Genomic DNA, 13,340 nt, shown 5'->3' with positions numbered 1-13,340 from the left:
TGTCCTGCTAAACATACACATTGCAACCTTTGGCTGTACTGCCAACCAGTCCTCTTCCGAAATTCTTGAGGCTAAAGCGGTGGACCTGGGCCACCGCCTTGTTTCTGAAAGAGAAGCTAAAGTCATCATATGCAACACCTGTACAGTCAAGGATACTACAGAGCAGAAGATATTGCACAAGATCAAGGAATGGGGCCTTCAGGGCAGGGAAGTAATTGTTACAGGTTGCATGCCTCAGGTTCAACTGGACGAAATATTAGAAAATAATCCCGAGGTTCATGTTCTGGGTATGAATTCCCTTCTTAAGCTTGGAGTAATTCTCAACCGGGTTCATGAAAGGCTGGAAGGATACTCCCTGAGGCCCATGAGTGTCTTTGAAGATTCTCCTGAAGGTTTACTCAATGTTCCCCGCAAGAGATTCAGTCCGAACATCCATATCTGTCAGATTTCACAGGGTTGCAATAATCGTTGTTCCTATTGCATTGTTACACTTGCCAGGGGTCCACTTTACTCCTTTGATGCCGATTCGATTGTTACAGACATCGAGCAGGCTGTTTATGAGGGTTGCAGTGAGGTCTGGCTGACATCCCAGGATAATGCACAGTATGGTATGGATAAAGAAATCCATCTGCCTGCCCTGCTTGAGCGGATCACTGCAATTCCCGGAGATTTCAGGGTCCGGGTGGGGATGATGAATCCGGCTTCCACTCTCGGGATACTGGATGAGTTGTTACGGGCTTATTCCAGTGAAAAGGTCTACAAAGTTTTACACCTCCCCATCCAGTCAGCGTCGGACAAAATTCTTGAGAAGATGAGGCGCAAACATACAATGGAACAGGCAAATTTTATCGTCGAAAAATTCAGGAATGCATTTCCCGAAAGCACCCTTTTCACAGATATTATTGTGGGGTTTCCCGGCGAAGATGAAGAGGACTTCGAACTTACGCTGGACTGGATTCGAACCTATCACCCAGATAAGGTGAATATTTCACGTTACACACCGAGACCGCACACTGAAGCATTGCAATTCAGAAACATCGATACACGTATCGTTGTGGAGCGCTCGGGCAAACTCCATCGGCTCTGCAATCAAATCAAACTCGGAAAAAAGGAAGATATGGTAGGCAGGGAAGTTGAAGTGTTCATATCACAAAAGGCAAAGGTAAAGGGATTGATGTCCCGCACTGATTCCTATAAACCGGTTGTGATCCCGAAAGCAGGTGAACTTTGCCCCGGTCAGCGTTGCAGGGTAAAGATAGAGGAAGCAACACCGGGTTACTTTATCGGCCACCCTGTTTAAGATTTTTCTCTGTTTGCATTATGTTGACGATTTCCCTGTCATAGGATTTCACGACATCACTGCGGGTTATTATTCCAATTATTATAGCAAGGAAATTAGAAATGAACCCTTCGGTGTAATACCGATCCTGTAACTCGTTTTTGAATTCATTCAAAAAAGGTCGCCTTCATGAATAAGGAAGGAATGAGGAAACAAGTCCTCATTTATTTTTTCTTCATCATTTCGAGTAAGTCACACACTTTTCCAATGGTGTCATCAACGGTCTTGGTGCCTACCTCATCTTCTTCAAAGGGCTTTTTGACAATGCCGCCGAAGTGTCCTCCATCTCCCACAACAACCATTCCGTGAATGTGCATCCAATCCTGGATTACCTGGATTGTCTTTTCCTGTCCTCCATTCCTGGAGCCACCAATAGCAATACCCGCACCAATCTTATTGCTGAGCTTGAAATTATGTCTCCTGAGCAGGACGCTTCTGTCAAAGAGGGCTTTCAGCTGGGCAGTGGGACTTCCGAAATAGACCGGGGAAGCCACTATAATTGCATCCGCTTCATCCAGTTTTGGATAGATCTTTTCCATATCATCGTCGATGGGACATTCATCGCTTTCCCTGCACTTGCCACATGCAATACAGGGTTTGACTTCCATCTCTGAGAGGAATACGCTATCGGTGGCAAATCCTCTTTTTTCAGCCATTGCGAGGACCCTGTCTATCATCTGTTCACTGTTTCCGTTCTTTTTAGGACTGCCTGATATGCCAAGAATTTTCATAAGATCACCTATCTGCTCGTATTGGTTTTATGTTAATATTAGCTTTTGGGTGACTTTGGTATAAATTTATTAATCATAGGAACTTCTCCTTATTATAGAGAGGGATTCGGGAATAATCATGTTATCCAGTCTTTTTAATCCTAAATCAGTGGCTGTGATCGGCGCATCGAACAAAAAAGGGAAAGTGGGTAATGCTGTCCTTTCCAACTTAATAAAGGATTTCGGGGGTAATATCTACCCTGTCAATCCCCGCAATGAAGAGATTGAGGGTCTTGAATGTTATGCTTCCATTAATGATGTGTCCGATGATGTAGATCTTGCGGTAGTAGTAATACCTGCAAAAATAGTACCTTCAACCCTGGAAGAATGTGGCAGGGCAGGAGTGAAATATGTGGTGGTGATCTCTGCGGGTTTCAAGGAGGCAGGTGTTGAGGGAGCAAAACTTGAACGTAGTGCCCTGGAAATATGCAGGAAACACGATATGCGAATGGTAGGTCCCAACTGTCTGGGTATCATGGATCCGGTTGCAGGTCTGAATGCTTCTTTTGCCGCATCGATGGCGTATGAGGGCAATATTGCAATGATGTCCCAGTCCGGTGCCATATGTACTTCTACCCTTGATTGGGCAGAAGCCAACGGTATGGGTTTTTCCAAATTTGTAAGCCTTGGGAATAAGGCTGATCTGGGGGAAAACCAATTTCTGGCCGAATTCCGGGATGATCCGTCGACCTCGGTTATTGCAGCCTATCTGGAAGGTATCAAAAATGGATCTCAATTCATTGAAATTGCCAGGGATGTTTCCAGAAAAAAACCTGTGGTTTTGGTCAAATCTGGCCGTACAGCTGCCGGTTCCCGGGCTGTATCCTCCCATACCGGTACCCTTGCCGGTTCAGACCAGGCCTATAATGCCGCTTTTGATAAAGCCGGGGTGGTGCGTGCAGATACACTGGAAGACATGCTGGATTACATAAGGGCATTTTCGACCCAGCCAATCCCCGCAGGCAGGCGAATTGCCATACTCACAAATGCAGGCGGCCTGGGTATTCTCACGGCAGACGCATGTTATTATGAAGGCCTGGAACTGGCCTCATTTTCTGCTGAAACAATTGAAGGGTTACGTGAGTTTCTGCCGGATGCTGCCAGTTTCTACAATCCTGTGGATGTACTGGGGGATGCAAGTGCAAAACTCTACGGTGATGCCCTTGAAATTGTGTTAAAAGATCCAAATGTGGATGGTGTTATCCTGTTGACTTCTCCCCAGGCCATGACTGATGTGACAAGCATCGCAAGGATCGTAATCCAAAAGGTGGAATATTCTGATAAACCTGTACTTTGCAGTTTTGTAGGGGGTACACGGGTCATGGAAGGCAATTTCATCCTTGTAGCAGGGGGGGTGCCCAATTACATCTTCCCTGAAAGAGCAGTGGCCAGTATGGGTGCCCTGTGCGATTATGGAAAAAGGCGAAATATGATCTTTCCTTTACCCGAACCAGTTCATTCGGACAGGAAAATGGCATCAGCACTGCTCGGCAAAGCAGCAGCAAAGGATAAAAAAACCCTGGGGCTTGAATCATTTGATCTTCTGAAAGCCTATGGTATTCCGGTTGTGGAAATCGGGAAGGCTTCCTCTGTGGAAGAAGCGATAGAGGAAAGTGAAAGGATTGGTTATCCTGTAGTTATGAAAGTCCTGTCTCCTGACATTTCGCATAAGACCGATGTTGGAGGTATCCGGCTTTCACTGATGAATAAAGAGGATGTCAGGCGTGCATATCATACAATGATGTCGGATGTACGCCGCTACATGCCATCTGCACGAATTGCAGGTGTGCAATTACAGAGAATGATCGAAGGCGGCCGGGAAGTGATAATAGGCATGAACAGGGATGTCCAGTTCGGTCCGCTTCTTATGTTTGGTCTGGGTGGGACATATGTAGAAATCCTTAAAGATGTGTCTTTCAGGCTCGCACCACTCAATGAAAAGGATGCTCACTCAATGATTTCTTCCATCCGTTCCTATCCTTTACTTACAGGTGTGAGGGGAGAAAAAGCATATGATGTGGATGCGGTGGCAGATGTCCTCATACGTGTTTCCAGACTTGTGGAGGATTTTCCGCAGATCCTTGAGTTTGAGATCAATCCGCTGATGGTCCTTCCGGAAGGTGACGGTTGTTTTGCTATGGATATGCGTCTTACATTGAAAGAATCAAATTGATAACAGGGAGGGTTTGTATGGCTTCAATACTTGTAAGTTCTTCTGAAAATTATTCTGGTAAAAGTTCGATATGCAGTGGCCTTGGTTTGATACTTAAAGAACGTGGAAAAAGTGTAGGTTACATGAAACCGGTGGGTAATCTGTTGGTGGATGTAGATGGTGTTCTCTCCGATGAGGATGCAGAACAAATGCGAGATCTGCTGGCTCTTGAAACCCCACGCAGTTGCATCACCCCGATTATGCTGACCGAGAATCTTACCAATGATGCTTTGCTTGGTGTGGAAAAACATCTGGATGAAACCCTGAAAAAAGCGTACTCGGAAGTTTCCAGGGATAAAGATATGGTGATCATAGAGGGGGAAGGAGGTATCGGCAGTGGTGCAATGTACAATTTGTCAGATCCCCAGGTAGCTTCCATACTGGACAGTAAGATCTTGCTGATCACCCGTTTTGATTCGGTTAGTGCAGTGGACCGGATTCTCTGTGACATTGAATTAATAGCTGATAGGAATATGCTTTCAGGTGTTATTCTCAATGAGGTGGAAGAAGACAAACTTGGAATGGTAAGGGATATGGTCGTACCCTTCCTTGAAAAGAAGGGAGTGAAGGTATTTGGTGTAATTCCCCGTGATCACACCCTTAGAGCGGTTTCTATAGCAGAAATAGTGGACGATTTGAGAGGAGATGTCCTGACGGCTGGTCAGGAAATGGACAAACTTGTTGAGCATTATCTTGTGGGTGCTATGGAAGTTAATTCGGCGATCAAATATTTCCGGCGCACACCAAACAGTGTTGTAGTGACAGGAGGGGATCGTGCTGATATACAGATGGCGGCTATAGAGGCCGGGGCAAGGGCATTGATCCTGACGGGCAATCTCCGGCCCAGTGAAGCTGTACTTGGAAGTGCTGATGAAGCAGGCGTGGTTGTTGTACTTGTAAGGGGGGATACTCTTTCCACGATAGAAAGAATGGAAAACTTAATCGGACATGCCCGGATACAGCAGAAGACAAAGATTGAAACAATCGTTAGACTGATTAAAGAGAATGTGGATGTTGACTCTGTACTGGATTCAGCAGGTTTGTAAGAACATATATAATATGGATATGTATATAGGGGCTTGGCTGAAGTAGCCTATGTTAATGGAAAGGTTGACTGGTGATGGATACCGTGCAGGACAAGGATTTTTTCACTATTGATGATTTTGATGTTGACGACAAAACAATTCTGGTACGAGTCGATATCAATACCCCGATGGATCCCGAGGGCAATATTCTGGATGACCTGAGGATAAGCAGCCACATTCCCACAATACAGGGTCTTGAAGATTCAAGGGTAGTATTGCTTGCCCATCAAAGCCGGGCTGGAAAAAGTGATTTCACAACGATGCAGCCTCATGCAGAAAGACTGAGTCACTATCTGGGCAGGGAAGTGGAATATGTAGATGATATTTTCGGCTCGCATGCACGTTCAAGGATTGCAGCAATGGAAAAAGGGGATGTGCTTTTGCTCGAAAATGTACGTTTCTATTCCGAGGAAACCATTTCAAGACCTGCCAAAGAGCATGCCAGAACACACATGGTAAAAAATCTGGCTCCCCTTGCAGACATCTTTTTGAATGATGCCTTTGCAGTATCCCATCGTTCCCATCTTTCTTTAATGGGTTTTACACATCTTCTTCCCTGTGGCGCAGGCCGTTTAATGGAAAAAGAGATTACTTCTCTGGACAAGGGAATTAAGGGAGGGGGCAGACCCTGTATTTTCGTACTGGGCGGTTCCAAGGTTGACGATTCCCTTATGGTTGCTGAAAATGTGCTTTCAAACGGTGGTGCTGACCGCGTCCTTGTGACAGGTGTTGTTGCAAATGTAATGCTGGCAGCATCAGGTTTTGATATAGGCAAGGCAAATAAGGATTTCATTGAATCCCAGGGCTATCTTGAACAGATTGACAGGGCAAAACAAATTCTTGATGATTTTGACGGAAAGGTGGGTTTACCTGTTGATGTAGCATTGAATGATAACGGCAGCAGGGTCGAAGTATCAATCGATGAAGTTGGGGATTCAATACTTTCGATCAATGACATAGGAATTGAAACGATTGTTGCTTTTTCCAGGGAAATCAGTCAGGCAGGCACTGTGATTCTCAATGGTCCTGCCGGGGTTTCCGAACTGGATGGGTTTGAACTGGGGACCTATGAAATTATAAAAGCTGCCACAGAAGCCGATTACTCCATTGCAGGCGGGGGCCATATTTCTGCAGAGGTGCGGAACATGGGTTTTGACCACAGCTTTTCCCATATAAGCACAGGAGGCGGCTCATGCATCGACTACCTCGCAGGAACTCCCTTATCAGCAATCGAAGCCCTTAAAAAAGCTGCTGTCCTAATCTCAAAGGACGATTGAGTGGAGGTAATATTATGCTTAGCCTAGATGAAGGTAAAATGGCGGTAAGCCTTGCCCGTAATACAATCACTGAATTTCTTGAGAACGGTACTAAGCTGGATCCGGATTCTGTGTCCCTAACTACTGTTTTTGAAGAGGAACGTGGAGTTTTCGTAACTCTTTCTATGAAAGGAGATTTGAGGGGCTGTATAGGTCATCCCTATCCAGATTCATCCCTCAAGGATGCAATTGTTGATTCTGCGATCTCAGCATCAACAAGAGACCCGCGTTTTCCTCCTGTAAAGCCAGAGGAGATGCATTTAATAACGGTCGAAGTTACCGTCCTGACGCCACCAGAAAAAATTGACGCGGCTCCTGCATATTTGCCCGATCTTATAGAGATAGGCAGACATGGGCTTATAGTCAAACAGGGTTTCTATCAGGGTTTACTCCTACCACAGGTGGCCCCAGAGCAGGGATTTGATGCTATGGAATTTTTGAATCACACCTGCATAAAAGCCGGACTTGCACCGGACGCATGGCTTACAGGTGCAGAAGTGTACTGGTTTGAAGGACAGGTCTTTTCCGAGGATTCCCCTGAGGGTCAAGTTGTGGAAAAGCAGTTCTAAACTGCTTATTTTTTCATATTTTCAAGTTCTGTAAGCAGTTTATCGGTTGAATACATGAGTTTAAGAAGGGTTTTTTCTATCATCAGGTTGACCGTACCTTCGATTCCAAGTGTGCGAAAATCAGTTCTCAGCCCAATTACCGGGATGGTTTTAGCATAAGCATAGCCGATTTCCCAGGCTGTACCGGAATCCACATCACTGCCTCCATCCAGTATAGCTATGATGAGATCAGCTCTGTCTATTGCTTCTGAATTTTTACGGAACAATTCTGCAGAATCCTGTTTCTTGCGCATACTTTCTGTGTCTGTTGAATCCCTCTGTGGCAGGAATACGTCATATCCTGCACCTTCGATTCTCTGTGTGAGTTGTTCATTGAAATTCTTCTCAGCCTCGGAAAAAAGAGGGCCTGCCAGGTATATTTTTTTGTAATTCATTGTGTCCCTTGTCTGCCTGTATGGTAATAACTTTAATTAGTGGTAAAACATAACACTAAGACATGAAAGATAAGGTTAATGCAGGCATAATCGGTGCCACCGGCTATACCGGGGGAGAATTGATGCGCCTTCTTCTCAATCATCCTCATGTAAATCTTGAAATGGCGACTTCAAGGAAACTTGCCGGAAAAAAAGTATCCAAAAAACATGGCCATCTGGCCGGCATGACAGACCTTGAATTTGAAGAGTTTGATCCAATTGCTGTAAGGCAGAGGTGTGACGTGGTATTTCTGGCGGTTCCTCATGGCAGTGCTATGGACATTGTACCTCAACTTATTGACAGTGGCCTGCGTATTGTGGATCTGAGTGCGGATTATCGTCTGGGTATGGACGAGTTTGAAAAGGTCTACGGCCTTAAACACCGTGACCCTCGCAAGGCAGTATTTGGGCTGGTGGAACTGCATCCCGAGGTAAAGGGCGAAACTTTTGTTGCCAATCCGGGTTGTTATCCCACAGGAGCCACCCTCGCGGCTGCTCCTGTTGTGAAAGCAGGGCTTGCAGATGTTGCGGTTTTTGATTCCAAATCCGGCATAACAGGCGCCGGTGTGAATCCAAGCCAGGCATCCCACTACCCGAATATGGCGGAAAACATCCAGCCCTACAAGCTTACAAATCATCGCCATCGGGCGGAAATATGGCAAGAATTGAATGCTCTTGGTGGCCTTGATAGTGTTAATTTCACTCCCCATGTGATCCCTGCCATCCGCGGGATACTGACTACAGCTCATCTCTTTCTTAATGAAGAGTGTTCAAAAGAAGATATCCGGCAGATATACGACTCTTTTTACTCCGACTGTCCCTTTGTAAGACTTGTCGATGATATACCTGCGCTGGGTAATGTACGTGGTTCCAATTTCTGTGATATTGGTTTTGAGATTGACGCAAAGAGTAACAGGCTTGTCGTTATCTCGGCAATTGACAATCTTGTAAAAGGAGCTTCCGGACAGGCTATACAGAATATGAATCTAATGTGTGGCTTCAGGGAAACCGATGGCCTATGGAACGCGGGCCTTGCGCCCTGATATATTTGGAGGTGGATTTATGCTTGTAAAAGAAATTATGAACAGTGATGTGATTTATTGCAGTCCCGAAGACAAAGTGAGTGATGCTGCCAGATCGTTGAAGGATAATGACATAAGTGGTATGCCTGTAGTGGACAACGGCAATATTGTAGGTATACTTTCAGAGGTTGACCTGCTGGCTCTGCTAGAAATTCCCGAACATGGTGATTTCTGGCTCCCCAGCCCCTTTGAGGTGATAGAGATTCCTATCCGGGAATTTATCAGCTGGGAAGATACCAAAAAAATGCTTTCGGATGTAGGTTCAATGCCGGTTAGTAAAATAATGCGCTACGGTGTATTCACTGTCTCTCCTGAAGATTCAATTGAGGATGCTTCCCACCTGATGTCCAGACACAAGATAAACCGTCTGCCAGTGGTTGAAAATGACAAACTTACAGGCATAATCACCAGAGGGGATATCATCAGGGGTATAGGTAATCTGTGAGGTTAACGGTCATGAGAGCAATTGACGGTGGTATATGTGCGGTACGTGGTGTCCATGCTTCAGGTCTGAAGGATGATTACATGGGCCTTGCGCTGATTGAAGGTGCAGGTCCTTGCGCAGGTGTTTTTACACGCAATAAAGTTATAGCGGCGCCGGTGGTTCTTACCAGGGACAATCTTGAAAACCATAAATATATTGCAGGCACAATTGTAAACAGCGGAAATGCCAATGCATTTACCGGTGAACAGGGAATGGCCGATGCTCGTGAGATGGCAAAGGCTGCTGCAAACAAACTGGGGGTTCAGGAGTCCCACATCGCAGTTGCATCCACCGGTGTGATTGGTCGTTTTCTTGATGTAGGTTGGATAAAAGATCATCTGGATGAAGTTTACGGAGCACTATCTGCAGATCCTCAGGGATGCCGCAATGCTACAAAGGCCATAATGACCACTGATCTGATGGAAAAGGAAGTGGCTGTAGAACTGGAATGTGGTGTACGTATCGGGGGTATTGCCAAGGGTTCCGGTATGATCGAACCCAACATGGGAACAATGCTTGCTTTTATCTATACGGATGCTATTCTTTCTGCCGATACACTGAAAGAATGTCTTGTAAAAGCCAACGATTCCAGTTTCAACATGATGGTAGTCGATGGTGATACCAGTACCAATGACATGGCTTTGCTGACCGCCACAGGTGCTTCTTCAATAGCTCCTGATGTAGCAAATTTCCAGAGAGGACTTGATTATGTCCTTGTAGAACTTGCAAAGAAAATTGCTCGTGATGGGGAGGGTGCTACCAAACTTATTGAAGTACAGGTAAACGGTGCCTCTGACCTGGCCGATGCACGCAAGGTTGCCAAAACCATTGTACGGTCACCTCTTGTAAAATCTGCGATATACGGACATGATCCCAACTGGGGCAGGGTTGTTGCCGCTGCTGGATATTCAGGTGCCTCTATTGATCAGGATAAGATTTCCCTGAAATTTTCGGACGGGGAAAATGCAGTTACTCTGGTAGATCATGGTCAGGTGGCGGATACCTCTGCCAACAGACAGCTAAAATCCATAATGGAAAGTGACACAGTCATAATTTCAGTGGACCTTTCACTTGGGGAAGCTTTTGCGGTTGCCTGGGGTTGTGATCTTACATATGATTATGTGCGTATTAATGCGGAATATACTACATGATATTGTTTCAGGGGAATTTTAATGGATATATCGGAATGGGATAAGAGATACATTGAAGGTTATGAGTCGGTTGCACGAAATATTCCCTGTGTAAACGGAATCTTTGTTGCCTACAACAGTAATGTGGATGCCATCAAGCATATTGGTCCGGGGGACGTGGAAAACCTGCTGAGGAAAGTGGATGCTGATATTGTTCAGCAGCGAATATATTCCTATCCCCGGCAGATAGATTCTCCTGCAGATTTCCTTGCACGACTCCTGATTGCGATGAAAGATGGTAAAGCTGCGGAAATTCCTACCTATTCAACTGATATCCATGAATGGTTGACTGATAATCTTGTTTTTGATGAAGCTAGGATGGGGGGGCAGGCCGGGATAATATCCAACCTGCTTGCCAACATGGACCTGAATAATGTGATTGCTTATATCCCCTGGCTTTCCCCTGAGCAGGCGGATTACTTTGTATCCTCACCGAATCTTTTACATCCTTTTGTCAGGGAGGGCAGGATGGAATTGCTCCCTCCTGCAGAGGCCTGCAATCCCGATTATAAAGCCAAGGTCAACTGGATTATTGAATTCAATAAAGGACTCTCTGTTAAATATGCCGAAGACAGGATAATCGTTCCTCGCAATAATCGCCTGATCATTTCATCACGTCCGCCCTGGGTTCGTATTGACATGTCCGATGAGGTCTATGAGCATCTCCCTGAGATGGGCAAAACCGTTGATGGGGCAATTCTCTCGGGTTACCAGATGATAAAAGAAGAATATGAAGATGGCAAGACTTACAGGGATTACATAGCACGGGCGGTAGGGGCAATCGGGCAGTTGAAAAAAGCCAATCCTGATATTTGCATACATGTGGAATTCACTTCCATACAGAATAAATTCATTCGCTCGGCAATTCTGAATGATATTGTGCGCAATCATGTCCATTCCCTGGGTCTCGATACTGTGGAAGTTGCCAATGCACTGAATGTTTTGGGTTATGAAGAACTTGCATATTCGGTAATCAAAAAAGAAGAAGATGCTATAGTAGCTCTTTATGAAGGAGCTGTCCGATTGCTTCATGAGCTCAAGTTGCAGAGGATCCATGTACACTCTTTGGGCTTTTATATCTGTGTTGTTTCCAAAGATTGTCCTATTGATGTTGAACAACATCTTGATTCCCTGCTTTTTGCATCCACTACAGCCGCTGCCCGGGCCCTCCAGGGCGGGATTAACAGTTTTGAGGATATAAAAGCAGGTCTTGATGTACCTATATCCACACAGGGAATGGATCAAATCGATAAACTGGGTGCCTATCTTATCAGGCAGGGAAAATGTAATCTGGAAGATTTTGAAAAAGGTTGTATCTGCACCCGCAATCATGATGTATTGATCATTCCGACTAGGGTGGTGGATCACCCTGTTGATACAGTAGGTATAGGGGATACGATTTCAGCAAGTGCCTTTGCAGCTGTACTGGCAGGTATGTGCAGTACGCGGGAGGATTGAATGAATATCCTTTGCGGTTACAATGCTAATATCGATGCAGTTTACAGGATAACCGGAAGAGAGGTGGAATCCATCATTGGTGAGGTGGATAAAATTGAACTGCTGATGAAGATTGAGCACCAGCCCCGTATCATAAATTCCCTTGAAGATTTCCTTGCCGGACTTATCCATTGTATGGAATATGGCAGGGGTGCAGAATGGTTCATTTATTCCCAGGATGTTCTTGATTTTCTCAAGAAACGTTTTTTTGACCGGGCCGAGATCAGGATAGGGGGGAATATGGGTATAATGGCCAATGTACTCTCTGGACTCAATGTTGATATGGTTGTACCCAACGTTGTTTATCTTTCCGGGGCACAAGAGGCGCTTTTTTCAAAAAGGGGAATGGTGCTCCCTCCCAAATTCGAAAGTAAAAGTGGCGATGAGGAGCCGATACATTTTGTTTTTGATTTCCGTCAGGGAGACAGTTTCGAATTATACGGACGCAGGATAATTGTATCCCGGGAAAACAGGTTCATTGCAACATTTGATGAATTCAACCCTCAAATGACGATTTCTGACTTTTTCAAGCAATATGCAACGGAACATATTGGGGAAATGGATGGTGCAGTTGTATCCGGTTTTCATATGCTCCAATCCTCCTATCCGGACGGTTCTTCTTTTGAGGAAAAGTTATCCCCTGTACTTGCCCAGATTGATGAATGGAACTCGATGTCTGGGTTTTTCATCCATGCTGAGTTGGGTCATTTTGCGACATCGGATATTGCCAAACATGTTTTCCTTATACTTGCAGGAAGGGTTGATTCAATGGGGTTGAATGAGGATGAACTTGCAACCTTGACTCAGAAGATGGGTTTTGGGATCGAAGGCATACATGAAATGGATATTTCCGCAATGTTTCAAGCGGCCCACAATTGTATTAAAAGTAGTTTGGCCAGAGCCCTTGTTGTCCATACCAGGGATTTTGTCTTTTGTCTCTCTGCTTCAGATAATATGGATAAAGAGAAAATAGATGCTATTGATTTTGGTTTGAAGTGCGCGGCATACTTTGCTTCTTCAGGCTCATTGCCTGATAGGTCCAAGCTGGAGGAAAAGTGCGGTCAATTCAAGCGCAGCGAATATGGCAGCCTGCAGGTCAAGAGAATAAAATCTATTACTGGAGCCAAACAGAAAGGTTTTGGGATCTATGGTATCTTCAATGAATATTATTTTTGTGCAATTCCCACACTTGTGGTCAATGAACCAGCAGTGACAGTTGGATTGGGAGATACATTTACTGCATCTTCTTTCCTGCGATTGCTTGAATTACGCAACAAATCCTAAATTTTAATTTAACCATTCCGTGTTACTATTTTTTATTAA

The 13,340-nt window shown here is 45.0% G+C and carries 13 protein-coding genes; 10 read left to right on the top strand and 3 right to left on the bottom strand.

Features of this window, described 5'->3' with window-relative positions:
- Nucleotides 1-4 precede the first annotated feature (4 nt).
- Nucleotides 5-1,300, top strand: coding sequence for a tRNA (N(6)-L-threonylcarbamoyladenosine(37)-C(2))-methylthiotransferase (locus MMAH_RS08260; protein ID WP_083774852.1), 1,296 nt, complete (start codon nt 5-7; stop codon nt 1,298-1,300).
- Here the strand turns inward: MMAH_RS08260 and MMAH_RS10540 are convergent.
- Nucleotides 1,281-1,454 carry a hypothetical protein gene (locus tag MMAH_RS10540; protein WP_013038094.1) on the bottom strand — a complete coding sequence of 58 codons (174 nt, stop codon included), beginning with the start codon at nt 1,452-1,454 and terminating at the stop codon, nt 1,281-1,283. The genes MMAH_RS08260 and MMAH_RS10540 overlap by 20 nt on opposite strands.
- Nucleotides 1,455-1,503: 49 nt before the next feature.
- Complete coding sequence (locus MMAH_RS08255; RefSeq protein ID WP_013038093.1) at nt 1,504-2,070, bottom strand: flavodoxin family protein; 567 nt, start codon at nt 2,068-2,070, stop codon at nt 1,504-1,506.
- Between the two features lie 118 nt (nt 2,071-2,188).
- Here MMAH_RS08255 and acs point away from each other — a divergent pair, with 118 nt between their 5' ends.
- The 4 genes from acs (at nt 2,189) to MMAH_RS08235 (ending at nt 7,291) form a co-directional block, all read left to right on the top strand.
- A complete protein-coding gene (gene acs, locus MMAH_RS08250; protein WP_013038092.1) occupies nt 2,189-4,282 on the top strand; it encodes an acetate--CoA ligase alpha subunit in 2,094 nt (697 codons plus the stop codon).
- Between the two features lie 17 nt (nt 4,283-4,299).
- On the top strand, nt 4,300-5,367 hold the full coding sequence (locus MMAH_RS08245) for a phosphotransacetylase family protein (protein WP_013038091.1): 1,068 nt from the start codon (nt 4,300-4,302) through the stop codon (nt 5,365-5,367).
- Nucleotides 5,368-5,438: 71 nt separating this feature from the next.
- A complete protein-coding gene (locus tag MMAH_RS08240; RefSeq protein ID WP_048902181.1) occupies nt 5,439-6,683 on the top strand; it encodes a phosphoglycerate kinase in 1,245 nt (414 codons plus the stop codon).
- Nucleotides 6,684-6,697: 14 nt separating this feature from the next.
- Complete coding sequence (locus MMAH_RS08235; protein ID WP_013038089.1) at nt 6,698-7,291, top strand: TIGR00296 family protein; 594 nt, start codon at nt 6,698-6,700, stop codon at nt 7,289-7,291.
- 5 nt (nt 7,292-7,296) lie between these two features.
- Here MMAH_RS08235 and MMAH_RS08230 read toward each other — a convergent pair whose 3' ends face one another.
- Entirely contained in the window at nt 7,297-7,725 is a 429-nt protein-coding gene (locus MMAH_RS08230) for a nucleoside 2-deoxyribosyltransferase (protein ID WP_013038088.1), read from the bottom strand.
- Between the two features lie 62 nt (nt 7,726-7,787).
- On the opposite strand from MMAH_RS08230, the gene argC reads away from it, so the two are divergent.
- The 5 genes from argC to MMAH_RS08205 are packed head-to-tail and all read left to right on the top strand — an operon-like array spanning nt 7,788 to nt 13,301.
- Nucleotides 7,788-8,807, top strand: a complete 1,020-nt coding sequence (gene argC, locus MMAH_RS08225) for an N-acetyl-gamma-glutamyl-phosphate reductase (RefSeq protein ID WP_013038087.1) — start codon at nt 7,788-7,790, stop codon at nt 8,805-8,807.
- Between the two features lie 19 nt (nt 8,808-8,826).
- Entirely contained in the window at nt 8,827-9,291 is a 465-nt protein-coding gene (locus MMAH_RS08220) for a CBS domain-containing protein (RefSeq protein ID WP_013038086.1), read from the top strand.
- Between the two features lie 11 nt (nt 9,292-9,302).
- Nucleotides 9,303-10,481, top strand: a complete 1,179-nt coding sequence (argJ, locus tag MMAH_RS08215) for a bifunctional ornithine acetyltransferase/N-acetylglutamate synthase (RefSeq protein ID WP_013038085.1) — start codon at nt 9,303-9,305, stop codon at nt 10,479-10,481.
- A 21-nt stretch (nt 10,482-10,502) separates the two neighbouring features.
- Nucleotides 10,503-11,978, top strand: a complete 1,476-nt coding sequence (gene pfkC, locus MMAH_RS08210; RefSeq protein WP_013038084.1) for an ADP-specific phosphofructokinase — start codon at nt 10,503-10,505, stop codon at nt 11,976-11,978.
- Nucleotides 11,979-13,301: an ADP-dependent glucokinase/phosphofructokinase gene (locus tag MMAH_RS08205; protein WP_013038083.1), complete on the top strand. Its 1,323-nt coding sequence runs from the start codon at nt 11,979-11,981 to the stop codon at nt 13,299-13,301.
- The last annotated feature ends 39 nt before the right edge of the window (nt 13,302-13,340 follow it).

It is taken from the genome of Methanohalophilus mahii DSM 5219, from assembly GCF_000025865.1.
Taxonomy (GTDB): Archaea; Halobacteriota; Methanosarcinia; order Methanosarcinales; family Methanosarcinaceae; genus Methanohalophilus; species Methanohalophilus mahii.
The sequence above is the reverse complement of the archived record's forward strand: the minus strand, read 5'-3'. Positions and strand labels throughout refer to the sequence as shown.